A 22,538-nucleotide genomic window follows, 5' to 3' on the forward strand; every position below is an offset into this window, starting at 1 on the left:
GCCGACGGTCGAGACTGCCGGCGTCCCCATCCCGTCCCACACGGAGGTCGAACATGGGTAGAAGCATGGACACCGGTGCCCTCGACAGGGTCCTGACCGCGGCCGTCGAGCGCGGAGCGGTACCGCACATCGCGGCGGTCGCGGCCGACCGCGACGGCGTCATCTACGAGGGCGGTGCCGGCCCGCGGACCGTCGGCGAGAGCGGCACGGTCGACGGCGGAACCCAGTTCCGGATCATGTCGATGACGAAGATGGTCGCGACGACCGCGGCGCTGCAGCTCCGTGAGGCGGGCAAGCTCGACTTCGACACCCCGGTCGCGGACATCCTCCCGGAGTTCGCCGACGTGCAGGTGCTCGACGGGTTCGACGGCGACACCCCGCGGTTGCGGGCCCCGAAGACGCCGGCCACGGTGCGGAACCTCGTCACGCACACCTCGGGCCTGGGCTACTGGTTCTTTGAGGCGGACATCGCCCGCTACGAGAAGGTCACCGGCATTCCGAACGTCCTCGGTGGTGCCGGAGCGTTCGCGGCCCCGATGGTGCACGACCCGGGCGAACGGTTCACCTACGGCATCAACACGGACTGGCTCGGCAAGGTGGTCGAGGCCGTCGCCGGGGCCGGCCTGGACGTGGTGATCAAGGAGAACATCACCGGCCCGCTCGGCATGGACGACACCATGTTCCTGCTGGACGGCCGGCGCACCGCGAACGCGGTCACGGTCCACGTCCCCGGGGAGACCGGTGGCTGGTCCTCGGCCGGCGAGCTCCTGCCGCAGCAGCCCGACTGGTGGGCCGGCGGGCACGGGCTGTACTCGACCCCGCGCGACTACCTGCGGTTCCAGCGGGCGCTGCTGCGCGACGGGGAGCTCGACGGCGAGCGGATCCTCCGCCCGGAGACGGTCGAGGAGGCGTTCAGCAACCAGATCGGTGCGCTGGACTTCCCGGCCGAGATCCCGACCACGGATCCGCCGATCACCGCCGAGTTCAACGCCGGGCCGGGCTGGAAGTGGGGCTACGGCCTGCTGCTCAACACCGCCGACGTGCCGGGCGGGCGCCGGGCCGGGAGCGGTGCCTGGGCGGGCCTGTTCAACTCGCACTTCTGGATCGACCGGACGACGGGGGTCTGCGCGTCCGTCTACACCAACTCGCTGCCGTTCGTCCTTCCCGAGACCTTCGCGGTCTACGGCGAGTTCGAGCAGGCTCTCTACGCCTCGATCTGAGGTGCGGACCCGGGGCCGGTGCCATCGGCCGGCCCCGGGTCACCCCAGCAGGCCGGTGCGCCGGGCGACCGACACCGCCTGGGTGCGGTTCCCGGCGCCGAGCTTGCCGTAGATGCTCTTCAGGTACCACTTGACGGTGTTCACCGTGACGCCGAGCGCCGAGGCGAGCTGTTGGTTGCTGTGCCCGACGTCGAGCATCTGCAGGATCTCGGCCTCGCGTCCGGTCAGTGCGACGACGGGCCGCCCCGCGCCGGGGGAGCCGGCGGAGAACACGCCGGCGAGCTCGTCGGCCGACGGGAGCGACTCGGGTGCGGTGCCCGCGCGTGCGCGCGTGACGAGCCGGTCGAGCACGGCCCGGACCTGTGGCCCACCGTCCCGGACGACCTGGGGCACCCCCGCCCGCAGGGCTCGGCTCAGCACCGCGGACAGGGTGCGCTCGGCCGCCATGGAGCGCGCCGCGCGCTCCTGCGCACCGGCCAGCTGCACCGAGAGCTCCAGGGTCGTCCGCGCCTGCCCGTGCCCCCGGGTCTCACGGATGAGGTCCTCCAGCAGGACCACCGCCCGGTCGTGGTCCTGTTCGGCCGAGTAGACCGCCGCCAGCGAGGCACTCCGGAGCTGATCGATCCGGGTGCCGATGCCGCCGGGTGCCGATGACCCGTCCGGTAGGTCCTGGGCCACACGCCGGGCCTCGCGAACCCTGCCACGTGCGAGAAGCTGGGAGATCCGCTCCGCGCCGAGCGCGCTGTGCAGCCGCGGCAGACCGAGCCGATCGGCCACCCGGCTCCCCTCGGTGAGCAGCGTCGCCGCGTCCTCGGCGGCACCGCGCCCGGCCTTGATCCGGGCGAGGAGGGCGTAGCCGGCGATCATGAAGTCGACGACGCCGCTCTCGGCCCCCAGCTCGCTGCACGCCTCCAGGAGGCGTTCCGCCTCGTCCAGCTGGCCCCGCAGGTGGTGCAGCTCGCCCAGGAGCGCTCCGGCCAGCTGGGCGGCGTGCGAACGGCGGCCGGCCGACTCCCGGGCCAGCAGTACCGCGCCCCGCAGATGCTCCTCCGCCCCGACCGTGTCCAGCTGGGACAGCGCGGCGATGCCGGCGAAGCAGCGGCCGTAGACGGCGGCGAACGGCCCGGTCGTGCGGGCGTGGATCGGCTGCGCCCAGCGCTGGCACTCCCGGGCGCGCACGAAGCGCATCGCGTGGATGTCACAGAAGCTCTGGATGTTCGCGGCGACCCCCACCACCCAGGGGCGGTAGCTCCCGGAACGGTCCAGGCTGCGCCGGACCAGCTCCTCCGCGCGGTCGGTGCGGTCGCCGTAGATGTCGATACAGGCCTGTGCGACGTCGGCCTCGCTGCACATCTCCTCGTACGACTCGTCGCGCCGCAGGGCGGGCCGGAGCCGGTCGAGCGACGACTGGGCGGCCTCGCTCCGTTGCAGCAGGCAGTTCGCCCACGCGACGGCCATCAGCAACCCGGGCCGGTCGTCGGCCGCGGTGGCGGGCAGCCGGCCGAGCAGACCGAGCAGGCTGGTCATGCGGCTGTGCTCCACCATCGCCATGGCGTTCGCCTCGACGAGGTCCGTGGCCCGGCGGACGTCACCGCCCGCCAGCGCGTGGGTCACCGCCGCGGGGACGAGGTCGTGGTCGGCGAACCACCGCGACGCCCGGTCGTGCAGTGTCTCCGCGCGGCCGGGGTGGTCACGGTCCAGACGCCGGCGCAGGTGGTCGACGAACAGATGGTGGTAGCGGAACCACTCCCGCTCGTTGTCGAGCGGGCGCAGGAACAGGTTCCTGCTCTCGAGCTCCTCCAGCACGGCCTGACCGTCGGTGCGCCCGGCGAGGACGCCGGCGAGCCCCCCGCACAGGCGGTCGCACACCGACGTGGCGAGCAGGAAGTCCAGGATCCAGGCGGGGAGGGAGTCCAGCACGTTCTCGGCGAGGTACTCGCCGATCGAGTGGTGCCTGCCGGAGAAGCCCTTGATCAGCTCGTCCGGGTCGGCGCTGTCGCGCAAGGACAGCGACACCAGCTGCAGGGCGGCCACCCACCCGTCGGTACCGCTCGAGAGCCGGGCGACGTCGTCGTTGCCGAGGCTCAGCCCGTTCAGCTCGACGAGGAACTCACGGGCCTCGTCGAGATCGAAACGCAGTGCGTCGGCGTCGATCTCCGTCAGCTGCCTGCGCACGCGCAGCCGGCTCAGCGGCAGACGGGGGCGGCGGCGGCTGGTCAGCACGATCGACAGGTTCGGCGGCGCGAAGTCGAGCAGGTGCAGCAGCGCGCGGTGCACCGTGTCGTCGTCGACGAGATGCCAGTCGTCGAAGGCCAGGACGAACCCGTCGTCGTGCTCGGCGATCAGATCCAGCAGCGCCGACAGCGTGTAGCTCCGGGTGTCCTCGGCGTTCTGTTCGAGCAGATCGACCAGATCGTCGATCGATTCGGTGGCCGCGGGAAGTACCTGCCGCACGGCATCCACCAGGTGGGTCAGGAACCAGTGCGGATCGTTGTCGTCGCGGTGCAGACCGAGCCACGCGACGGTGGTGCCGCGGGCCTGCAGCTCCGACAGCCACTGGACGGCGAGCGTGGTCTTCCCGTAGCCCGCCGGTGCGTGGACGACCATGAGCCGGCCGGGATCCTGGGCGCGCAGATCGTCGAGGAGCCGCCGGCGTTCGATGACGTTGTGGACGTGGGCCGGGGCCCGGAACCGGGCCGATGCGCTGTGAGGCAGCCGCACCGGCGCCGGCGAGGGCGCGACCGGTCTGGTCGTCATCGACTCCTCCGTTGCGCTGTGACCGCTACCACAGTGCCAGCTCGCCGGGGCGCGCTGACCACCCGAACGGGTGGGGCATGCCCCGAACAGCGACGCGGTGCGCAGGGAGGTGTCGCGTCACCAGCGGCGGTGGACCTCCTCGGCCCAGCCGTAGACGTCGCGGACCTGGTACACGGTCCCGTCCTGGGCGGTGACCGTGCCGCTGAACACGCCGAACGCCTGGTCCTCGCGGCTGCGGACCACGATCCGGTCGTGGCACGAGTTGCGGTTGTACTCCGGCCGGAAGGTCAGATCGACGCATCGCCCGCTGATGTGCCAGGGCGCCAGCCAGTCCTGCGGGTCGTACCGCCAGGTCAGTTCCTCGGAGATCTTCTCGATCCGGCCGTCGATCCGGATCGCGTTCTCCGTCGGCGGGGTTCCGTCGGTCCACTTGGCACCGAACTGGAGACCGATCTCGTGGCCGTCGGTGTGCCCGCTGCCCGACGCCCAGTTCCAGAGCGTCGAGTAGGGCCAGCGGCCCCGGCCGTGGTCCAGGGTGGCGTACGCGCTGGTCTCGTCGAACCCGTAGGTGCGGTCCCGCATCCGCACGGTGCCGGAGGCACGCAGGCAGTTGTGCTTGCGGGTGTACTGGTAGCGCCGGCGGCTCCACGGCACCACGACGTTCATCGACTCGTGGTCGGTGGGAATGGCGACGTCGAGTAGATCACCATCGTGGTGTCGTCGACGTCGGGGACGGTGAACAGCAGCACGGCCACGATCGCGAACGGCACGGCGAGCCATAGCAGCCAGGACTCACCGGTTGCGAATCACACAGTTGTGGTTCACCCTCGAACGCATGTACGGAACCGAGGTGGCATGGTGCCGGTGCACCGGTTGCGGCGTCGAGGCGGAGCTGCCGGCGCGGGAGACCGACGGAGTCGCGGTCCCGTGCCCGGACTGCGCGGGCTCGATGGCGCAGGAGTGGACCTGGGAGGTCGCGGCCTGACCGGTCTCAGCCCCGGACCAGCGCGCGCTCGATGCCCTCGGCGGCGGTCATGATCGCGATGCTCGCGCACTCACGCCGCTGCGGGCGGCGGCGAGCTCCGAGCGGCGTACCTTCCCGGCGTCGTCGCGCAGCGGGTGGTCCACCAGCTCGTAGCTGCGGGGGTTCTTGTACGGGCTGAGCAGGCGCGCGCAGTGCTCACGCAGCTCGTCGGCCAGTCCCGAACCGGGTCCCTGCACCGGCTGGACGATCGCGTGCACGATCCGGCCGTAGTCGTCGTCCGGCAGCCCGACGACGACGGCGTCGCGCACCTGCGGGTGCGCGGTCAGCGCGGCCTCGACCTCGGCCGGGTACACGTTGGCGCCACCGACGAGGATCATGTCGGAGCGCCGGTCGGCGAGGTGGAGCCAGCCGTCGGCGTCGAAGTGCCCCATGTCGCCGAGCGACTCCCAGCCGTCCTGTTCCTTCGGGACGGCGCCCAGGTAGTGGTACGCGGGCGCCCCGCCGGAGCGCATCCAGATCTCACCGGTCTCGCCGGGGCCGAGCTCGCGGCCGTCGTCGTCGCAGATCTTGATCTCGCCGCGGACGACCCGTCCGACCGAGCCCGGGTGCGCCAGCCAGTCGCGGCCGTCGATCGCGGTGCCGGCCTGTGACTCGGTGCCGGAGTACAGCTCGAGCACGGTGCCCGGCCCGACGCGTTCCAGCCAGCCGCGCTTGACGTCCGGTGGGCAGGGAGCACCGACGTGCAGCACCGTGCGCAGGCTCCCCAGCGTGGCGGAGGACCAGTGCTCGGGCGGGAGCCGCAGCATCCGGCCCATCATCGTCGGGACGACGTAGAGCCAGCTCACGCCGTGCTCGCCGACGAGCTCCAGGGTGCGGGCGGCGTCGAAGCGCTGCATGAGCACCACGTGGTGCCCCTGCAGCAACGCCATGAGCGAGAACATGTACGGCGCGTTGTGGTGCAGCGGCGCGGTGCAGAGCATGACGCCGTCGCGCTCGATCCGCAGGCCGTCCACCCGGCCCAGCGCCTGCTCCACGCACGCGGCCTGACCGGCGACGATCACCTTGGGCCGCCCGGTGCTGCCGCCCGAGGTGGGCGCCTTCCAGGACGGTCCGACCACGTCCGGCAGCGGGTCGTCGTCGTACCCGGAGGCGTCCGGCGTCTCGGTGATCACGAGCGCGGGCGCGGCGACCGACAGCACCGCGTCGCGCTCGGCGGGTGGCAGCTTCGCCGACAACGGTTGCGGGACCGCGCCGAGCTTCCACGCGGCGACCGAGCACTCCAGGTGCGTGACGGTGTTCGGCAGCGCGATCGACACCAGGTCGCCCCGGACGACCCCGCGGGCGGCGAGGTACCGGGCCAGCCGGTTGGTGCGGGCGTCGAACTCGGCCCGGGTCAGCACGGTGTCGCCGTCGGAGGCGATCGGCCGGTCCGGGGCCGCGGCGACCAGCTCGCGCAGCCGGACGGGCAGCGGGGTCGAGCCGGCGGCGACGGCCGGCTCCGGGAAGCGGACGGTCACGAGGTCCTCCCGACCGGGGGTGGTGGCGTCCGACCGGTCACTGATCATCTTTCGAGTGCCGATCGATGCCACGGACGGCACCGATCGGCACTGACAAGTCGATCACCGATGGTAACGGGCGCACGACCCGTTCGTCACCTGCCCGACGGCCCGGATCACGGTCGAGCCGGCCGGCCCCCACCGATGTAGTCGATCATCGCCTGATCCGGGCCGCCCGCCGCCGCGACCTCGGCGGTGTTGTCCGCGCGCATCCGGTACAGCTGCTCACGCAGCTCCGGGTCCCCGCGGTGGAAGCTCTCCAGCAGCTCCGCCCACCGCGTGGCCAACGCCCGCACCCGCGGGTCGGCCGGGTCGGTGCCGGCGTCCATCTCGGCCCGCACGGCCGCGATCAGCTCCGGCCACGCGGCCGCCGTGGCCTCGCCCTCGGTGCGCCGCGCCTGCAGCTCGGCCACCTGCTCCGGCGTGAAGTACTGCGCGAAGGTGTCGTTCACCCTGCTCACCTCGTCGATCATCCGTAACACGTCCGACGGGTCCGGGGCCGGTGCGGCTCGCAGCCGGTCGACGACGCCGGCGAGCGTGCCGCGCAGCGAGCGCAGCGCGGTCAGCCGGGCGTCCACCTGCTCCAGGTGCGCGGCGAGCACGACGTCGAAGGACCCGTTCGTGAGCAGGTCCCCGATCGCGTCCAACGGGAGCCCCAGCTCCCGCAGGGCCACCACCTGGTAGACGCGGCGGACGTCGCCGTCGTCGTAGACCCGGTGGTCGGCGGCCGTCCGTGCCGACGGCACGACCAGCCCCCGCTCCTCCCAGTGGTGCAGCGTGCGCACCGTCAGCCCGGTCGCCCGGGCCAGCTCGCCGACCTTCACCCGTCCCCCTTGTGTCGGGCCGCCGCGTCGCGACGACATGATGGACGGTGCCGCCTCACGTCGCGTGAGGAGCAAGCCCCGTTCTGCCGCGACACGCCGAGCGTGGCAACACGCCGGTCCCGGAACCACCCCACCGGGTGGCGTGTCGCTGCGTCGAGCACGAGGTGACCGTCACCGAGGGTCTCTCCTGCGGGGGCGGATGGGGACGCACCGTGTCAGGTGTCCTGGGAAACACGCCCGCACGGGGTTCACACCCCCTGTCCGGGGCTCGGGGTGAGCATGTCACCCGTCCGGGGCGGAGCCGTATCCCCGCCCGTGAGCGCCTGCCTACCGTCCGCTTGCGGCGATGCACAGGCGTCGCAGCAGTGGGCACGGATCCCGTGCCGCACGTCCGTCCCACCGGACACGATCGGGGAGAAGACATGCGCAGGAAACTCGCGGTCACCGCCGCCGCCGTCGTCGCGACACTCGTCGCGTTCAGCCCGCTGGCGTCGGCTGCGCCGGTGCAGGACGACGACGGCGACGGCGACGAGTTCATCCAGGATGTCGGCAACACCCGGGGCGACCAGTTCGGCCTGGTCAACCTGGACGACGTCAACGTCCTCAACAATGCCAACGTCTGCCCGGGCGTCAATGCGGCGCTGGGCAACGTGCTGGGGATCCTCGGTCAGGGTGCCGCCCAGAACAAGGGCAACCCGACCAGCTGCGAGTGACCCCCGGGCCGCCGCCCCGCATCCCGCCGCCACGGGGTGCGGGGCGGACCCGGCCTAGTGGAAGACGTACTCCGACGGCTCGATCCGGTGGGTCCGTTCCTCGTAGTCGCGCATGTAGCCCGGCCAGTTGGTGACGATCCGGCCCGTGGAGTCGCGGTACCAGGAGTCGCAGCGGGTCCAGGCGGTGCCGGGGAACCGGGACTGCAGGTCCGCGTCGTAGGCCTGCTCGACGTCCTCGCGCACCTCGACCCCGCACGCCCCGCGGCGCTGTGCCTCCTGCAGCGCCTGCCGGACGTAGCGGACCTGGTGCTCCAGGTAGCGGATGATCGAGCCCCCGGAGGTGTTGGTGTTCGGTCCGTAGAGGACGAACATCGACGGGAAGCCGGGCACGGTCATCCCCAGGTAGGCGTGCGCGCCGTCCGCCCAGGCGTCCTGCATGGACAGTCCACCCGGGCCGGTGATCTCCATCGGGAACATGAAGTCGGTGGCCGCGAACCCGGTGCCCCAGATGATCGTGTCGACCTCGTGGGTCCGTCCGTCGGCGGTGCGGAGACCGTCCGGGACGATCTCGGTGACCCGTTCGGTCTCGACCGAGACGTTGTCGCGTCGCAGCGCGGGCAGCCAGTGTGAGCTGAACAGGATCCGCTTGCAGCCGAACGTGTAGTCCGGCCACACCGCGCGCCGCAGCTCCGGGTCGCGCAGCTGCATGCGCATGAACAGCGTCGAGTACAGCCGTCCGATCCGGCCCCAGGTGGAGGGGTGGCGGATCATCAGCGTCAGCGACTCGCAGTACTCGGTGATGAACCGCCGCCGCCCCCGCTGCAGGCCGGGGACGTGCGCGATCGCCGCCCGCCACCAGCGCGGGAACGTGCGGTTGCGGCGGGGGAGAAACCAGTTCCCGGAGCGCTGGAACACGGTCATGTGCCCGACCTCGGGCGCGATCGCGGGCACGAACTGCACGGCGCTCGCACCGGTCCCGACGACGGCGACCCGGCGGCCCCGCAGGTCGTGCTCGTGATCCCAGCGGGCCGAGTGGAAGCTGTGTCCGGCGAAGGTGTCCGTGCCGGGGATGTCGGGGACGACGGGCCGGTTGAGCTGCCCGGTGGCGACGACCAGGACGTCGGCGGTCCAGGTCCGCCCGTCCTCGGCGGTGACCGTCCACGGGCCGTCCGCCCGTGGACGGTCGGCGGAGACGATCCGGGCGTCGGTCTCCACCAGGTCGGCGACGCCGAACTCCTTCGCCACGTCGTGCAGGTAGGAGAGGATCTCCGGCTGCGGGGAGCACAGCCGGGTCCAGTCCGTGCGCTGGGCGAACGAGTACGAGTACAGGTGGCTCGGCACGTCGCAGGCGGCACCCGGGTAGGTGTTGTTCAGCCAGGTGCCGCCGATGTCCGGGCCCGCGTCCACGATCGTCACGTCGCGGATGCCGTGCGCGCGGAACTCGATCGCGGCGGCGATACCGCCGAACCCGGCACCGACGACGAGAACGCTCGGTGCGTGCATGGGACCTCCCTGTCACCCGTGGCAGGGGTCACCGTAGCGATCATCGTCGGGGCCGTGGGTGCCGCGTCCGGCCCGGGCGGGCCCGGCCGGGCGCGGGGAGAGCTGCGCGGACGCCGGTTCTGGAGCAGGGTGGGAGATGAGGGGCCGGCGACGTCGGGCCGGCCGCGGGAACGGAGGGCAACGATGGGTGCGGTCGTCGTCGGGGTGGACGGATCGGATGTGGCTCTCGACGCGGTTCGCTGGGCCGCGCGGGAGGCCGCCGACCGGCACGCCGAGCTGACGCTGGTGTACGCGTTCGACGTCGCCGGGCTGTACGCGGACGGAGCCGTCGCGCCGCTGCTCGACGACGTCGAGGAGCAGCTGCGGGTCGAGGGCGACGAGGTCCTGGTCGCGGCCCGGGCCGCCGCGGCGGAGGCCGCACCGGGCGTCGCGTCGCAGGTACGGACCGACCGGGGCGCGCCGTCGATGGTGCTGATCGAGGAGTCGCGGAAGGCGTCGTTGCTGGTGCTGGGCTCGGCGGGCCGCGGCGCGCTCGGCACCGCGCTCGGATCGGTGACGCTCGCCGTCGCCGCCCACGCCGAGAGCCCGGTCGTCGTGGTCCGCGGGACCGTCCACGACGGACCGGTACTGGTCGGTGTGGACGGTGGGCCGCTGTCCGACGGTGCGCTGGCGCACGCGTTCGCCGTCGCCTCCGCGCACGGGGCGGGGCTCACCGCCTTCTACGCATGGCACGACGGGAGATCCCCGGCGCTGCGGGCGGCCGGGGCGTTCGACCGACTGCGCGACGCCGAGGAGCGGGCGCTGGCCGAGCGGCTGGCCGGCTGGTCCGGCCGCTACCCCGACGTCGCCGTCGAGCGGGTCATCGAACGGTCCGAGCCGGGACGTGCACTGGTCGAGCACAGCGAACGGTCGCGGCTGGTCGTCGTCGCAACTCGGGGCCGGGGCGGGTTCACCGGGCTGCTGCTCGGCTCGACGGGCCTGTCGCTGATCCAGCGCGCCGGCTGCCCGGTGATGCTGGTCGGCCCTCGGGCGCACACTGCACCCTGATCCGCCCGAGGGCCGAGGTTCAGCGCGGCGCCGGCACGATCCGGATGTAGGGGCGCGGGGCCTCCCAGCCGTCCGGGTAGATCTCGCGGGCCTGCTCGTCGGAGACCGAGCCCGCGATGATCACGTCCTCGCCCTGCTGCCAGTTGACCGGCGTGGCGACCTTGTGCCGTGCGGTCAGCTGCAACGAGTCGATCACGCGCAGGACCTCGTCGAAGTTGCGCCCGGTCGTCATCGGGTAGACGAGCACCAGCTTGATCTTCTTGTCCGGACCGATGACGAAGACGTTGCGCACGGTCTGGTTGTCGGCGGGCGTGCGCGAGAGCGGGTCACCGCCGGTGTCGGCCGGCAGCATCCCGTACAGCTTCGACACCGCGAAGTCGGAGTCGGCGATCACCGGGTAGTTCGGCGCGTAGCCCTGTGTCTCGGCGATGTCGGAGGCCCACTTGGCGTGCCGGTCGGCCGGGTCGACCGACAAGCCGATGATCTTCACGTCGCGCCGGTCGAACTCGGGCTTGATCTTGGCCATGTATCCGAGCTCCGTGGTGCACACCGGGGTGAAGTCCTTCGGGTGCGAGAACAGCACGGCCCACGAGCCGCCCATCCAGTCGTGGAAGCCGAGCGGCCCCTCTGTCGTGTCTGCCTGGAAGTCGGGGGCCAGATCGTTGATCGTGAGTGGCACGGGTGGTTCCTTCCCCATCGCGGGACGGCGAGCCGGCGGGTCGCCTGGCGGCACACCCCGACCTCGTCACACCGGTGAGCAGGTGTTACACCGGGACCGCCCCGGCGGCTCACCCCACGAGCAGCTCGGCCGAACGCAGCCGCCCCTCGAGCGTCGGGGACTGGTGGGCGACGATCAGCTCGTCGGCGTCGGACTGCTTGGCGAACCGTTCCAGGTACTCCTGCGCCTCGGCGGCGGTCCCGACCGCGGAGTACTTGACCATCTGGCTGATCTGGGCGCCCTGCGGGGAGTCGAGGATCATGTCGGCCTCCGCGTCGGTGAAGCTGCGGCCCTTCGCGAACAACCGCAGCCGGGCTCGCTTGACGATCTGGAAGTCCTCCTGGGCCTGCTCGGTCCGGTCGGCCGCGATCACGTTGAGACCCGCGATGACATGGGGCTGCGCCAGCTGCTCGGACGGCCGGAACTCACGCCGGTAGAGGGCGACGGCCTCCTCGAGCGCGTCCGGGGCGAAGTGCGAGGCGAACGAGTACGGCAGCCCGAGAACCGCGGCGAGCTTCGCGCCGAACAACGAGGACCCGAGGATGTAGAGCGGCACGCCGGTGCCCTTGCCGGGGATGGCGTCGACGCCGTCGATCAGACTCTGGTCGCTCAGGTACCCCTGCAGCTCCTGCACGTCCTGCGGGAAGGAGTCGGAGCTGCGCGGGTCGCGCCGCAGTGCGCGGAACGTGTTCTGGTCGGTGCCCGGCGCCCGGCCGAGCCCGAGGTCGATGCGCCCCGGGTGCAGCTCCGCCAGGGTGCCGAACTGCTCGGCGATGGTCAGCGGCGCGTGGTTGGGCAGCATCACCCCGCCCGAGCCCAGCCGGATCGTGGAGGTGTGTGCGGCGACGTGCGCGATCAGCACGCTGGTCGCCGACGAGGCGATGGCGGACATGTTGTGGTGCTCGGCGTACCAGACCCGGCGGTACCCCAGCTCCTCGGCGCGGCGGGCGAGCGCGACGCTGTTCTGGAGGCTCTCGGCCACGGTCTCGCCCTTGCCCACCGTCGCGAGATCAAGGATGGACAGAGGCAACTGCATCGGTACGCCTTTCACTACGGCGCTGCTCCACGCGTGCGAACAGCTCCACATATCGGTCACCAGTGGTAACCACTCAGAGCTACCGCACTATTCCGGGCGGACGCCGTGATGCGGCCGACCGGGAGGTCACGGCCGGTGTACGTCGACGGTGCCCGGCGCCCCGCCGGCGAGGAAGGTGCGCAGCCGCTCGGCCTCGGCGACGACGTCCTCGGTCTCGGCGGTGGTCAACGCGCGCAACGGATGCACGGTCAGACCATCGGCGGACGCGGTCCACGTCGCGGCGACCCGGCCGTCGACCAGCACGAACCGGGCACCGGTGACGCTGAGCCCGCGGTGGGCGTCGTCGACGATCCGGCTGCGGTCGTCGAACCCGAGGACGACGTTGTCGAACGCGGGCAGGAAGCGCGGCGGCGCCGGCGTGTCCGGGTCGGGAAGCGGGGCGTCCGGCAGGTCGAGCAGCTCGCGGCCGCGCTCGTCGCGGAACGTCCGCAGCCGCGGCCTCAACCGGGTGATGACGGCGGGTAGCCCGGTCAGGCCGCACCAGGCGCGCAGGTCGGCGCTCGCCGCCGGGCCGAACGCGGCCAGGTAGCGGAGCACCAGGTCGTCCGCGGCGGTGGGGTCCGGCTCGGGTTCGCGGCCCAGCCAGGCCTCCACGGTGGTCAGCCTGGCCGGCCCGGTCCCGTCCCAGGTGCCGCGCGGCGGAACCTGGACCAGGGGGAGCACCGAGACGGCCGCATCGGCGAGTGCCGCGTGGCCCGCCTCGGGGAACCGGTCCGCGACCAGCCGGGCGGCCTCCCCACCGGTGCGCGGGGTCTCGGCGAAACACGGCCGCACCGCCTCGGCGAGCGCATCCGGGGCCACCCCGTCCAGCTCGGCCCGCCGGGCACCCCAAGTCCGCTGGGTGATCATCGGCTGGTGCAGCGCCCGGTGGGCCAGGCAGTCGTCTGCGGTGACCAGGTGCACGGTCCGGCGCATCAGCAGGGTGCGCACCAGCGTCCGGCCGGTGAGCGCCGCCGAGGCCGGGCGCGGGTCGAACTCGGCGATGCGCGACCACAGGCCGGTGTACGGCTCGCGGGGTTCCTGGGCCTGCAACCCGCCGAGGTGTCCCACGAGGTCGACGGCGTCGGTGCCGGCCGGGCACCGCTCGAGCAGGTGCTGGCGGGCGAGCGTCGCGCGGTTCAGGGCGCGCCGGTCCAGGACGGTCACGCGTCGAGCTCGGCCACGTCGGCGACGAACCGCAGTCCGCGTCCCTGGTTGGACTCGCGTACCCAGTCGGCGACCGGGCCGGGCTCGGCGGTCCAGCGGGACACGTCCCCGACGACGGCGAGCCGGACGCCGTACTGCGCGAACTTCTGGGTCACGGCGTCGGCCAGTCCGCTGCGGAGCCGGAAGAACTCCGGGTCCAGCCGCTCCACCGGGATCGCCACGAGCTCGGCCTCCTGGGAGAACGCGTCGCCGAGTACGTCGATCGCGTCGGCCTCCCGGGCGATCACGGGGCCGTCGACGGGCAGGGTCAGGACACGGGGCATACCGGTGAGCAGAGCAGGTCCGGACGGCACGGGGCAACGGAGTTGCCGATCGTCGGGGTCGGTTCCTGCCGATCGTCGGATCCGGCCCGGGCCACGGATCGCGAGGGTCGGGGCATGATCTCGATCCCTGACGTCCCCGACGGCAGCGCGGCCTGGCTCACCCGGATCCTGCAGCTGTTCGAGGGCGCCCCGCCGTGGACCGGTGCCGCGGTCGAGCTCGCCGGTGAGCTGGCGCTGCTGCTCGGACTCGCCGTGTGGTTCCGGGCGTGGCTGCGCAGCCGCACCGCGGGACCTCGCACGGTCGCGACGGCGCTCGCCGCGCCGGTCGCGGTCGCGCTCACCTGGCCGGTGAGCGAGCTCGCGAAGCAGATCAAGCAGGTGGACCGGCCGTGCCGGCTGCTGGAGCCGTTCCCGTCGTGGGCGGACTGCCCGGCGCCGGGGGACTGGTCGTTCCCCAGCAACCACGCGGCACTCGCCGGGGCGCTGGTGGTCGGGGTGCTGCTGCTCGCGCTGCGGCTGCGCTCCCCGGTCGTCGCACTGTTCGCTCTGCTCACCGGCCTCGCGGCGGCCGTGGCACGGGTGCTCACCGGAGCGCACTTCCCGCACGACGTCGTCGCCGGCTCGGCGCTCGGTGGCATGGTGGCGCTCGTGACCGTCAGCCTGCTCGGCAGCCGGGCAACTCCGCTGGTCGCCCGGCTGCGGACGGACGGGCGTGTCCCGGCACTCGTCGGAGACCGTCCCGCCGACCGCGTTCCCGCCCGCGGGACGGGGGCCGGCCGGCCGGTGCGGGGGCACGACAGGTGACCGACCGCTCCGACGTCGTGGTCGGCACCGGTGTGCTGGCCGCGTCCGCGCTGTGGCTGCTGGTGTGGCTCCTCGCCGGCGACCGGACGATGCTCGTCTCCCCGGCCGGGGAGGGCAGCGTGCCCGCGGCCGGGCTTCGTCGCCACCAACCTGGTCGCGGGCGGGCTCGTCGCCCCCGCGGTCCTGGTCGCGGGCGGGGTCGCCGGCCGATGGGGGCACCGCCGCACCGCGTGGCTGCCGGTCGCCGTCCCGCCGATGGCGGCCGTCGTGGCGTACGCGGCGACCGGTGGCGCCGACACCGCGCTGGCCGCGGCCGTCGGGCTGGGGGTGCTGCTGTGGTGCCCGTGGCTGCTGGGCCGCTGGCTGCGGGCGCGGGCCGCACTCGGCCGGGCGGGCTGGAGCTTCGCCGCCCGGTGGGAGGAGCAGGCGCGGATCGCCGAGCACGACGCGCGGATGCGCGAGCGGGCCCGGCTGGCCGCGGACATGCACGACGTCGTGGGCCACGACCTGGCCCGGGCGGCGCTGCGGCTCGGTGGGCTGGAGCTCGACCGCACCCTTCCGGATACGGCGCGCGACGCCGTCGGCGAGGCCCGTGCACAGGTCAGCGCAGCGGCCGAGCACCTCGCACAGGCGGTGTCGGCGCTGGCCGCCGACCGGGCGCCCGCGTCCGGTGGGGGTGAGGTCGAGGCGATCGTCGAGGGCGTGCGGGCCGCGGGCGCCGAGGTCGAGCTGGTTCCGGCAGACCCGGCGCCGGTGCTCGACGGTGCCGCCCCGGCCGTGCCCGCGCTCGTCGTGCGGGTGGTCCGGGAGGGACTGACGAACGCCGTCAAGCACGCCGGCGGGGCGCCGGTCGAGGTGTCGATCGCGCGGCGCGCGGACGCGCTCGACGTCGTCCTGCGGACCCGTGGGGTGACCGGCCGGCCCACCGCCCCGGGGGCCGGGCACGGCCTGCCGGCACTCGCCGCCGACGTCGGCGCGCTCGGCGGGACGCTGGAGCACGGACGCTCGGCCGAAGATCACCTGCTCGCCGTGCGGCTGCCCGTGCGACCGGTGGACGGCGACGCCGGCCCACCCACCGTCGAGGCCGCCCGCCGCACCGCGATGGGTGCGGTGCGGCGGTCGCGCAGCACCGCCGTGCGGGGGATCGCCGCAGCGTTCGCTGTGTCGGTGCTGCTCGTCGCGGGCTACCGGGTGGCCGATGCCGCCACGTCCGTGCTGCCCGTCGCGACCTTCGACGCCCTCACCAGCGGGACCGCGCGTTCGGTCGTCGAGGCCGCGCTGCCGCTGCGGACCCGCACCGACGGCACGGGCATCCCGCGGCCGCCGGGAACCTGGTGCGAGCACTACTCGGCCTCGGCCGACCCGCTCTCGCCCGACCTGCACCGGCTCTGCTGGGCCGATGGCGTCCTGGTCGGCAAGGACCTGATCGTCCGCTCCGCGACCGATCCCGGGACGATCGGCACATGACGCGCGTGCTGCTCGCCGACGACGAGGCCGTCGTCCGGCTCGGGGTGCGGACGGTGCTCGCCAGCGACCCCGGCATCGAGATCGTCGCCGAGGCCGCCGACGGCCGGGAGGCGATCGAGCTGGCCACCGCGCACCGGCCGGACGTCGCCGTCCTCGACGTGCGGATGCCCGGCACCGACGGTCTCGCGGCCGCCGCGGAGATCACCCGCCGCGGGCTCGGCGCCGCGATCCTGGTGCTGACCACGTTCGCCGACGACGACTACCTGGTCCGGGCGCTCGCCGAGGGCGCGGGCGGGTTCGTGCTGAAGACCGGTGACCCGCGCGAGATCGTCGACGGGGTGCGCGCCGTCGCCGCGGGCGGGGCGTACCTGTCGCCACGGATGGCGCGGCGGGTGCTCGACCTCTACGCCCACCGGCACCGGCGCCGGAGGGCCGATCATGCGGCGGTCGCCGCGCTGTCCGAACGCGAGCGCACGGTGCTCGGGCTGCTCGGCGCGGGCCTGTCCAACGCCGAGATCGGCCGCGCGCTGCACGTGGTCGAGGGCACGGTGAAGGCGCACGTCAGCGCGGTGCTGGACCGGCTCGGCGTCCGCAACCGGGTGCAGGCGGCGATCGTCGCGTACGAGTACGACCTCATCCCCGAGTAACGGGGTCGGCAGGGCTGTGGCGCGGTGCCCGTCGAGAGCCGGTGACCGTGCCGGCCCCGGCCACACCGACACACAGCAGGGCGACCCACTGCCACGCATCGAGCACCTCGTGCAGGACCAGGGCGCCGGCCAGTCCGGCTGTCGCCGGTTCGAGGCTCTGCAGCACCCCCACCGTGCGCGGCGGTAGCTGACGCAGGGCGACGAGCTCCAACGAGTACGGAAGTACGGCCGAGAGCAGGGCGACGAGCGCACCCTGCCCGAGGATCGCGGGGTCGAGCAGGGCGACCCCACCCTCGGCGATCCCCCACGGCACGGTCAGCAGGGCCGCCCAGCCCAGCGCGAGCGCCAGCGGGGAGCCGCCGCTCATGCGTGCGCCCGCCCTCTTGCTGAGCAGCAGGTACGCCGCCATGGCCACACCGGACGCGAGTGCGAGCACCACACCGACGACCGAGGTCGGCGAGTCGCCCGGCGCGTGGAACAGCCACACGCCGAACCCGGCCAGCAGGGCGAGTGCCAGATCGAACGGGCGCCGGGAGGTGAGCGCCGCGAGCGTGATCGGGCCGAGCAGCTGCAGCGCGGTGGCCAGGCCCAGCGAAAGATGCTCCAGGGCGAGGTAGATGAGGTTCATCGCCGCGATGGCGGTCCCGAGACCGACGATCAGTACCCACTCCGTCCGGCGCCGGGGCAGGGCCGGGCGGTACAGGAGCAGCATCACCGCTGCCGCGATGCCCAGCCGTAGTGCTACGACGCCTGCCGGCCCGACCTCACCGAAGAGCTGCTTCCCGAACGCCTGGCCGAACTGGATGCTCACGACACTGCCGAGGACCAGAAGAGGCGCCCCACGTTCACCCATGACTCGAGGGTCGGCCGTGTCGTGCTGGACGTCCATCTCACAGTTTCTCTCGAAACCGTTTAGGCTGAGCTCAATGATCGACCTGCGTCGGCTGCGTGTCCTCGCCGAGCACGGGACGGTCACCGCCACCGCGGCCGCCCTGCACCTCACGCCCTCGGCCGTGTCGCACCAGCTGCGGCAGCTCGGCCGCGACCTGAGCGTCGACCTGCTCAGCCATGAAGGCAGGAACGTGCGGCTGACGCCCGCTGCCCGCCGGTTGCTCGAACACGCCGACGTACTGAACGCGCAGTGGGAACACGCGAAGGCCGACCTCGCCGGCCATGCACACCAGGTGGCCGGGACGGTGACGATCTGCGGCGTGTCGTCCGCGCTCGCCGCGTTCGTCGCCCCGGCGCTACCCCGGCTGGCCGACGCGTGTCCACGGCTCGACGTGCGGGTCGTCGAGGAGGAGAGCGTGGACTGCTACCAGCTGCTCACGACCCAGGGGGCCGACGTCGCCGTCGTGCTGCCCACGCCCGACGCGCCCCCCGTGACCGATCCGCGCTTCGACCAACAGCCCCTCTTCGACGACCCGCAGGACCTGCTCGTGGCCCGATCGCATCCGCTGGCGCTGCGCGACGCCGTGGACCTGTCCGACGCCGCAGCGGAGGACTGGATCGTGAAGTCACACCACAACGACACCTACCCGCTGCTGACCGCGGCCTGCGCAGCGGCCGGGTTCACTCCGCGCGTCACACACGAGGTGAAGGAGTGGTACGCGGTCTCGGCGTTCGTGGCACGGGGGCTCGGCGTCTGCCTGCTCCCGAGACTCGTGCCCACCCCGTCCGAGCACGCCGTCACACGCCTCCCGCTCCATGGCGCACCTGTGCTCTCCCGCCGGTTCGTCACCTGTACGCGGCGGGGGAGTTCCGGTCATCCCGCTGTGAGCGCCGTGCTGTCCGCACTGCGGGAGGCGACGGCCGGCCTGCCGCCACCGGGACCGGGCTGAAGGCGCCGGTCTGCGTGGAACCACGGAGGCGCGACCGTGCCCTGCCGTCCACGGTGGACGATGATCGACATGGGAGGACGGATGGTGCAGCGGACGGCGACGGCGTTCGCGGCGGGGATCGCCGCGGCGGCCGGGACCTGGTACCTGATCGGTGATCGGAGCAGCCCGGGAGCGGACCCGTCCGACGGGCGGATCCTGGTTCCGCCACCGGTCCCGCCCGCGGTGGAGCACGTCGCCGGGATCGCGGCCGTGCTGCTGCTCGTCGCGTTCCTGGTCCTGGCGATCCGGCGGCGGCGCCCGGTGGCCGGGACGTCGGCGACGGTGCTGCTCGTCGTCGCAGGGGTGCTGCTCGGTGCCATCGGCCGGGTCGTGTCCGCGGCGACGATCGGCGCGAACATCGGCGGCGGGATCGCGGTCCTGTTCGGTCTGCCGCTGGTCGGGATACTGGTGCTGACGGCCGTGGTCGTGCTGGTGCGGGCCGCGGTGCGTGGGATCGGCGAGAACGGGAACCCGGTCCGGTAGAGCACGCCGCACCAGGGAGGTCCGATGCCCCGCACGCTGACCCGCCAACTCATCGACGAGCACCTCGTCTCCGGGGACCCGGTCGCGGGGCAGGAGATCGCGCTGCGGATCGACCAGACCCTGACCCAGGACGCGACCGGCACGCTGGTGATGCAGGAGCTGGAGGCCATCGGGCTGGAACGGGCCCGCACCGAGGTCAGCGTCCAGTACGTCGACCACAACCTGCTCCAGGCCGACGAGCGCAACGCCGAGGACCACGAGTTCCTCCGGACGGCGGCGCGGCGGTTCGGGTTGTGGTTCTCCAAGCCGGGCAACGGGGTCTCGCACCCCACGCACATGCAGCGGTTCGGGAAGCCGGGCGCCACCATGGTCGGCTCGGACTCGCACACCTGCGCGGCCGGGTCGCTCGGCATGCTGGCGATCGGTGTCGGCGGCCTGGAGGTCGCGTTCGCGATCGCCGGCGAGCCGCTGCGGATCCGGATGCCGCAGGTCTGGGGCGTGCGCCTGACCGGTGAGCTGCCGCCGTGGGTGTCGGCGAAGGACGTGATCCTGGAGATGCTGCGCCGGCACGGTGTCAGCGGCGGGGTCAACCGGGTGATCGAGTACCACGGTCCCGGGCTGGCGGGGCTGAGCGCGATGGACCGGCACGTGATCGCCAACATGGGCGCCGAGCTGGGGGCCACCACCAGCGTGTTCCCCGCCGACGAGCGGGTCGAGGAGTTCCTGCGCGCGGAGGGCCGGGCCGAGGATCATCGCCCGCTGAGCGCGGAGGACGGCGCCGAGTACGACGTCACCGACGAGATCGACCTGTCCACATTGGAGCCGCTGATCGCGAAGCCGTCGGCGCCGGACAACGTGGTGCCGGTCCGGGAGGTCGCCGGCGAACCGGTCGGGCAGGTCGTCATCGGCTCGTCGGCCAACCCGGGACTGCGCGACTTCGCCGTGGCCGCGCTGATGGTGCGCGGCCGGCAGACGAACGATGCCGTGAGCTTCGACGTCAACCCGTCGTCGCGGGAGATCTTCTCCGACCTGACGAAGATGGGCGCCACGTTCGACCTGATCGCCGCGGGCGCCCGGATCCACCAGGCCGGCTGCATGGGCTGCATCGGGATGGGGCAGGCCCCGGCCACCGGGCACAACTCGCTGCGGACCTTCCCGCGCAACTTCAAGGGCCGCTCCGGCACCCCGGAGGACGCGGTGTGGCTGTGCTCGCCGGAGACCGCCGCGGCGGCCGCCCTCACCGGGGTCATCACCGATCCGCGGGAGCTCGCCGAGAAGCTCGGCCTGGACGACCCGGTGCCGGAGCTGCCCGCCGAGGCGTCGATCAACACCGACATGCTCGTGGCGCCGCCCCCCGTCGAGGAGGCGCAGCAGCAGGAACTCGTGCGCGGTCCCAACATCTCCGGGCTGCCCGACTTCCCGCCGCTGCCCGACTCGCTGGATCTGCCGGTGCTGCTGAGGATGGGGGACAACGTCTCGACCGACGAGATCTCCCCGGCCGGGGCGAAGGCGCTGCCGTACCGCTCCAACATCCCCGAGCTCGCGGAGTTCACGTTCACCCGGATCGACGCCGACTACCCCGCGCGGGCCCGGGAGACCGGCGCGCACGCGGTCGTGGCCGGGGCCAACTACGGGCAGGGCTCGTCGCGCGAGCACGCCGCGATCACGCCCCGCCACCTCGGCCTCGCCGTCGTGATCGCCCGGTCCTACGCGCGCATCCACTGGCAGAACCTGGCCAACTTCGGGATCCTCGCCCTCGAGTTCACCGAACCGCAGGACCTGGAGCGGATCTCCGGCGGGACCGTCCTGCACTTCCGGGGACTGCGCGAGCTGGCCGGCACCGAGGAGATCACGGCGACCGACGACGACGGCGCCGAGTTCCGGCTGCGGCACAGCCTGTCGCCGGGTCAGGTCGACGCCGTCCTCGCCGGCGGGCGCATCCCGCAGCTCGCCGAGCAGGGCCCCGGCTGAGCGGACGGGCGCGGCCCACACCGCTGGAGCCCAGCGGAATCGGGTTGCGCCCGATGTCGGGTCGTTGGTGACATCACCCCGTCCTGCCTGCCGAGCCGACGGAGTGTCGTTGCGAGTCCTCATCTCCGCCGTCGGCTCCCGGGGCGACGTGGCGCCCTACACCGGTGTCGGTCTCCGGCTGCAGGCAGCGGGCCACCACGTCACGATCGCCGCGCACCCCTCCTACGAACCGATGGTGCGGGCGGCGGGGCTGGAGATCCACCCGATGCCGGGTGACCTCGGCGTGCTTCTCGACCTGCCGCAGCGCTCGACGCCCGCCTACCAGGCGGGCCGGATCCCGCGGCTGACGACGTTGCTGCACCGGGCCGGGCACGCGACGTACGACGCCGCGGAGCACGCGGACCTGGTGCTCGTCAACGGTTCCGCCCCGTTCGGCTACGACGTGGCCGAAGCCCGTGGACTGCCCAGCGCCGGGCTGTACTGCCAGCCGATGACGCCGACGGCCGCGTTCCCGCCGATCGTGCTGCACTCGGCGCGGTCCTGGGGACGGCGCGGCAACCGGCTGCTCGGCTCGCTGGGTGTCCGCGCCATGATCCCGTTCCACCGGGCGACCGCCGAGCTGCGCCGCGAGCTCGGGCTGCCCCGGCGCCCCGTGCGGGACACCCTCGCGCGCCAGGCGTCCGAGCGGTGGCCGATCCTGCACGGGCACAGTCCCGCCGTGCTGCCCCGCCCGGCCGACTGGCGGCCCGGGCTCGACGTCGTCGGGTACTGGTGGCCTCCCGAGACGCCCTGGGAGCCGCCGGCCGGGCTCGCCGCCTTCCTCGCCGACGGCCCGCCGCCGGTGTTCGTCGGGTTCGGCAGCATGGCGGGCGGTCACGGGCGACGTCTCGCGCCGCTCGTCGTCGCGGCGCTGCGGTACGCGGGGGTCCGTGGTGTCCTGCAGGCCGGTCGGGCGGAGCTGGGTGTCGACGCGCCGGACGGCCTCGGTCCGGACATGCTTGCGGTCGGCGCCGTCCCGCACGAGTGGCTGTTCCCGCGCACGGCCGCGGTCGTGCACCACGGCGGCGCGGGCACGACCGGAGCGACCCTGCGCGGCGGCGTGCCCTCGGTCCCGGTGCCGGTCTTCGCCGACCAGCCACTGTGGTCACGGCGGCTGGTCGAGCTGGGCTGCGCCCCGGAGGTGATCCCGTTCCGCGGGCTGGAGGTGTCCCGGCTGGCCGGTGCGGTCCGCGCGGCCGTGCGGGAACCGCGGTACCGGGCGGCCGCGCAGCGGATGTCGCGGGCGGTGACGGGTGACGACGGCGCGGGCGCGGTCGTCGAGCTGGTGGAGCGGTTCGCCGCGACCGGGAACCTGCGCGGTTCGTGATGTGAGGCCGGTCCACCGAACGGTGGACGCAC

At 73.3% G+C, this 22,538-nt stretch carries 21 protein-coding genes; 11 read left to right on the forward strand and 10 right to left on the reverse strand.

Annotation, left to right across the window (positions count from 1 at the left end; translation table 11 throughout):
* Positions 1 to 53: 53 nt before the first annotated feature.
* Positions 54 to 1,220, forward strand: coding sequence for a serine hydrolase domain-containing protein (locus JOF36_RS10365; protein ID WP_210026440.1), 1,167 nt, complete (start codon positions 54 to 56; stop codon positions 1,218 to 1,220).
* A 39-nt stretch (positions 1,221 to 1,259) separates the two neighbouring features.
* Here JOF36_RS10365 and JOF36_RS10370 read toward each other — a convergent pair whose 3' ends face one another.
* Together JOF36_RS10370 and JOF36_RS10375 are read right to left on the reverse strand one after the other, a co-directional pair.
* Positions 1,260 to 3,977: a winged helix-turn-helix domain-containing protein gene (locus tag JOF36_RS10370; protein WP_210026441.1), complete on the reverse strand. Its 2,718-nt coding sequence runs from the start codon at positions 3,975 to 3,977 to the stop codon at positions 1,260 to 1,262.
* Between the two features lie 117 nt (positions 3,978 to 4,094).
* Complete coding sequence (locus tag JOF36_RS10375; RefSeq protein WP_210026442.1) at positions 4,095 to 4,643, reverse strand: DUF2804 domain-containing protein; 549 nt, start codon at positions 4,641 to 4,643, stop codon at positions 4,095 to 4,097.
* A gap of 169 nt (positions 4,644 to 4,812) precedes the next feature.
* On the opposite strand from JOF36_RS10375, the gene JOF36_RS10380 reads away from it, so the two are divergent.
* Positions 4,813 to 4,962: a hypothetical protein gene (locus JOF36_RS10380; protein ID WP_210026443.1), complete on the forward strand. Its 150-nt coding sequence runs from the start codon at positions 4,813 to 4,815 to the stop codon at positions 4,960 to 4,962.
* A gap of 47 nt (positions 4,963 to 5,009) precedes the next feature.
* On the opposite strand, the gene JOF36_RS10385 is transcribed toward JOF36_RS10380, so the two are convergent.
* Together JOF36_RS10385 and JOF36_RS10390 are read right to left on the reverse strand one after the other, a co-directional pair.
* Positions 5,010 to 6,479 carry an AMP-binding protein gene (locus JOF36_RS10385; RefSeq protein WP_307862302.1) on the reverse strand — a complete coding sequence of 490 codons (1,470 nt, stop codon included), beginning with the start codon at positions 6,477 to 6,479 and terminating at the stop codon, positions 5,010 to 5,012.
* A 155-nt stretch (positions 6,480 to 6,634) separates the two neighbouring features.
* A complete protein-coding gene (locus JOF36_RS10390; protein ID WP_210026445.1) occupies positions 6,635 to 7,342 on the reverse strand; it encodes a MerR family transcriptional regulator in 708 nt (235 codons plus the stop codon).
* A 422-nt stretch (positions 7,343 to 7,764) separates the two neighbouring features.
* Here JOF36_RS10390 and JOF36_RS10395 point away from each other — a divergent pair, with 422 nt between their 5' ends.
* On the forward strand, positions 7,765 to 8,055 hold the full coding sequence (locus tag JOF36_RS10395; protein ID WP_245350778.1) for a hypothetical protein: 291 nt from the start codon (positions 7,765 to 7,767) through the stop codon (positions 8,053 to 8,055).
* A 54-nt stretch (positions 8,056 to 8,109) separates the two neighbouring features.
* On the opposite strand, the gene JOF36_RS10400 is transcribed toward JOF36_RS10395, so the two are convergent.
* Complete coding sequence (locus JOF36_RS10400; protein WP_210026447.1) at positions 8,110 to 9,558, reverse strand: flavin-containing monooxygenase; 1,449 nt, start codon at positions 9,556 to 9,558, stop codon at positions 8,110 to 8,112.
* A gap of 183 nt (positions 9,559 to 9,741) precedes the next feature.
* Here JOF36_RS10400 and JOF36_RS10405 point away from each other — a divergent pair, with 183 nt between their 5' ends.
* The gene (locus tag JOF36_RS10405; RefSeq protein WP_210026449.1) at positions 9,742 to 10,605 is read left to right on the forward strand and encodes a universal stress protein; all 864 of its coding nucleotides are present in this window, start codon (positions 9,742 to 9,744) and stop codon (positions 10,603 to 10,605) included.
* A 19-nt stretch (positions 10,606 to 10,624) separates the two neighbouring features.
* Here the strand turns inward: JOF36_RS10405 and JOF36_RS10410 are convergent, their stop codons facing one another.
* The 4 genes from JOF36_RS10410 to JOF36_RS10425 all read right to left on the reverse strand — a co-directional run bounded on the left by JOF36_RS10410 (position 10,625) and on the right by JOF36_RS10425 (position 13,888).
* The gene (locus JOF36_RS10410; RefSeq protein ID WP_210026451.1) at positions 10,625 to 11,284 is read right to left on the reverse strand and encodes a peroxiredoxin; all 660 of its coding nucleotides are present in this window, start codon (positions 11,282 to 11,284) and stop codon (positions 10,625 to 10,627) included.
* Positions 11,285 to 11,393: 109 nt separating this feature from the next.
* Positions 11,394 to 12,359, reverse strand: a complete 966-nt coding sequence (locus tag JOF36_RS10415) for an LLM class flavin-dependent oxidoreductase (RefSeq protein ID WP_210026453.1) — start codon at positions 12,357 to 12,359, stop codon at positions 11,394 to 11,396.
* Positions 12,360 to 12,485: 126 nt separating this feature from the next.
* The gene (locus JOF36_RS10420; protein ID WP_210026454.1) at positions 12,486 to 13,565 is read right to left on the reverse strand and encodes a winged helix DNA-binding domain-containing protein; all 1,080 of its coding nucleotides are present in this window, start codon (positions 13,563 to 13,565) and stop codon (positions 12,486 to 12,488) included.
* Entirely contained in the window at positions 13,562 to 13,888 is a 327-nt protein-coding gene (locus JOF36_RS10425; RefSeq protein ID WP_210026456.1) for a DUF4180 domain-containing protein, read from the reverse strand. The genes JOF36_RS10420 and JOF36_RS10425 overlap by 4 nt, the downstream gene beginning before the upstream one ends.
* A 114-nt stretch (positions 13,889 to 14,002) precedes the next feature.
* Between JOF36_RS10425 and JOF36_RS10430 the strand changes: the two genes are divergently transcribed.
* The 3 genes from JOF36_RS10430 (at position 14,003) to JOF36_RS10440 (ending at position 16,806) form a co-directional block, all read left to right on the forward strand.
* Entirely contained in the window at positions 14,003 to 14,692 is a 690-nt protein-coding gene (locus JOF36_RS10430) for a phosphatase PAP2 family protein (RefSeq protein WP_210026458.1), read from the forward strand.
* Positions 14,693 to 14,947: 255 nt separating this feature from the next.
* Positions 14,948 to 16,159: a sensor histidine kinase gene (locus JOF36_RS10435; protein ID WP_210026459.1), complete on the forward strand. Its 1,212-nt coding sequence runs from the start codon at positions 14,948 to 14,950 to the stop codon at positions 16,157 to 16,159.
* Positions 16,156 to 16,806, forward strand: coding sequence for a response regulator (locus tag JOF36_RS10440; RefSeq protein ID WP_210026460.1), 651 nt, complete (start codon positions 16,156 to 16,158; stop codon positions 16,804 to 16,806). Before JOF36_RS10435 ends, JOF36_RS10440 begins: the two co-directional genes overlap by 4 nt.
* Here JOF36_RS10440 and JOF36_RS10445 read toward each other — a convergent pair.
* Entirely contained in the window at positions 16,793 to 17,659 is an 867-nt protein-coding gene (locus JOF36_RS10445; RefSeq protein WP_245350779.1) for an EamA family transporter, read from the reverse strand. The two genes, JOF36_RS10440 and JOF36_RS10445, sit on opposite strands and share 14 nt — an antisense overlap.
* Positions 17,660 to 17,732: 73 nt before the next feature.
* Here JOF36_RS10445 and JOF36_RS10450 point away from each other — a divergent pair, with 73 nt between their 5' ends.
* The 4 genes from JOF36_RS10450 (at position 17,733) to JOF36_RS10465 (ending at position 22,506) form a co-directional block, all read left to right on the forward strand.
* Positions 17,733 to 18,647, forward strand: a complete 915-nt coding sequence (locus JOF36_RS10450) for a LysR family transcriptional regulator (protein ID WP_210026461.1) — start codon at positions 17,733 to 17,735, stop codon at positions 18,645 to 18,647.
* Positions 18,648 to 18,716: 69 nt separating this feature from the next.
* Positions 18,717 to 19,169, forward strand: coding sequence for a hypothetical protein (locus tag JOF36_RS10455; protein WP_210026462.1), 453 nt, complete (start codon positions 18,717 to 18,719; stop codon positions 19,167 to 19,169).
* A 24-nt stretch (positions 19,170 to 19,193) separates the two neighbouring features.
* Positions 19,194 to 21,140 carry an aconitate hydratase gene (locus JOF36_RS10460; RefSeq protein ID WP_210026463.1) on the forward strand — a complete coding sequence of 649 codons (1,947 nt, stop codon included), beginning with the start codon at positions 19,194 to 19,196 and terminating at the stop codon, positions 21,138 to 21,140.
* Between the two features lie 109 nt (positions 21,141 to 21,249).
* Positions 21,250 to 22,506 (forward strand): glycosyltransferase, encoded by a 1,257-nt coding sequence (locus tag JOF36_RS10465; protein WP_210026465.1) that lies wholly within the window; start codon positions 21,250 to 21,252, stop codon positions 22,504 to 22,506.
* The last annotated feature ends 32 nt before the right edge of the window (positions 22,507 to 22,538 follow it).

This window comes from Pseudonocardia parietis, assembly GCF_017876315.1.
Lineage (GTDB): Bacteria > Actinomycetota > Actinomycetes > Mycobacteriales > Pseudonocardiaceae > Pseudonocardia > Pseudonocardia parietis.

Bases quoted from the DNA above. Each gene is read 5' to 3' on its own strand.
- JOF36_RS10450 (WP_210026461.1), top strand. From the start codon at position 17,733: ATGATCGACCTGCGTCGGCTGCGTGTCCTCGCCGAGCACGGGACGGTC.
- JOF36_RS10445 (WP_245350779.1), bottom strand. From the start codon at position 17,659: ATGGGTGAACGTGGGGCGCCTCTTCTGGTCCTCGGCAGTGTCGTGAGC.
- JOF36_RS10370 (WP_210026441.1), bottom strand. From the start codon at position 3,977: ATGACGACCAGACCGGTCGCGCCCTCGCCGGCGCCGGTGCGGCTGCCT.
- JOF36_RS10380 (WP_210026443.1), top strand. From the start codon at position 4,813: ATGTACGGAACCGAGGTGGCATGGTGCCGGTGCACCGGTTGCGGCGTC.
- JOF36_RS10425 (WP_210026456.1), bottom strand. From the start codon at position 13,888: ATGCCCCGTGTCCTGACCCTGCCCGTCGACGGCCCCGTGATCGCCCGG.
- JOF36_RS10460 (WP_210026463.1), top strand. From the start codon at position 19,194: ATGCCCCGCACGCTGACCCGCCAACTCATCGACGAGCACCTCGTCTCC.
- JOF36_RS10440 (WP_210026460.1), top strand. From the start codon at position 16,156: ATGACGCGCGTGCTGCTCGCCGACGACGAGGCCGTCGTCCGGCTCGGG.
- JOF36_RS10400 (WP_210026447.1), bottom strand. From the start codon at position 9,558: ATGCACGCACCGAGCGTTCTCGTCGTCGGTGCCGGGTTCGGCGGTATC.
- JOF36_RS10375 (WP_210026442.1), bottom strand. From the start codon at position 4,643: ATGAACGTCGTGGTGCCGTGGAGCCGCCGGCGCTACCAGTACACCCGC.
- JOF36_RS10435 (WP_210026459.1), top strand. From the start codon at position 14,948: ATGGCGGCCGTCGTGGCGTACGCGGCGACCGGTGGCGCCGACACCGCG.
- JOF36_RS10415 (WP_210026453.1), bottom strand. From the start codon at position 12,359: ATGCAGTTGCCTCTGTCCATCCTTGATCTCGCGACGGTGGGCAAGGGC.
- JOF36_RS10405 (WP_210026449.1), top strand. From the start codon at position 9,742: ATGGGTGCGGTCGTCGTCGGGGTGGACGGATCGGATGTGGCTCTCGAC.
- JOF36_RS10365 (WP_210026440.1), top strand. From the start codon at position 54: ATGGGTAGAAGCATGGACACCGGTGCCCTCGACAGGGTCCTGACCGCG.
- JOF36_RS10395 (WP_245350778.1), top strand. From the start codon at position 7,765: ATGCGCAGGAAACTCGCGGTCACCGCCGCCGCCGTCGTCGCGACACTC.
- JOF36_RS10455 (WP_210026462.1), top strand. From the start codon at position 18,717: ATGGGAGGACGGATGGTGCAGCGGACGGCGACGGCGTTCGCGGCGGGG.
- JOF36_RS10430 (WP_210026458.1), top strand. From the start codon at position 14,003: ATGATCTCGATCCCTGACGTCCCCGACGGCAGCGCGGCCTGGCTCACC.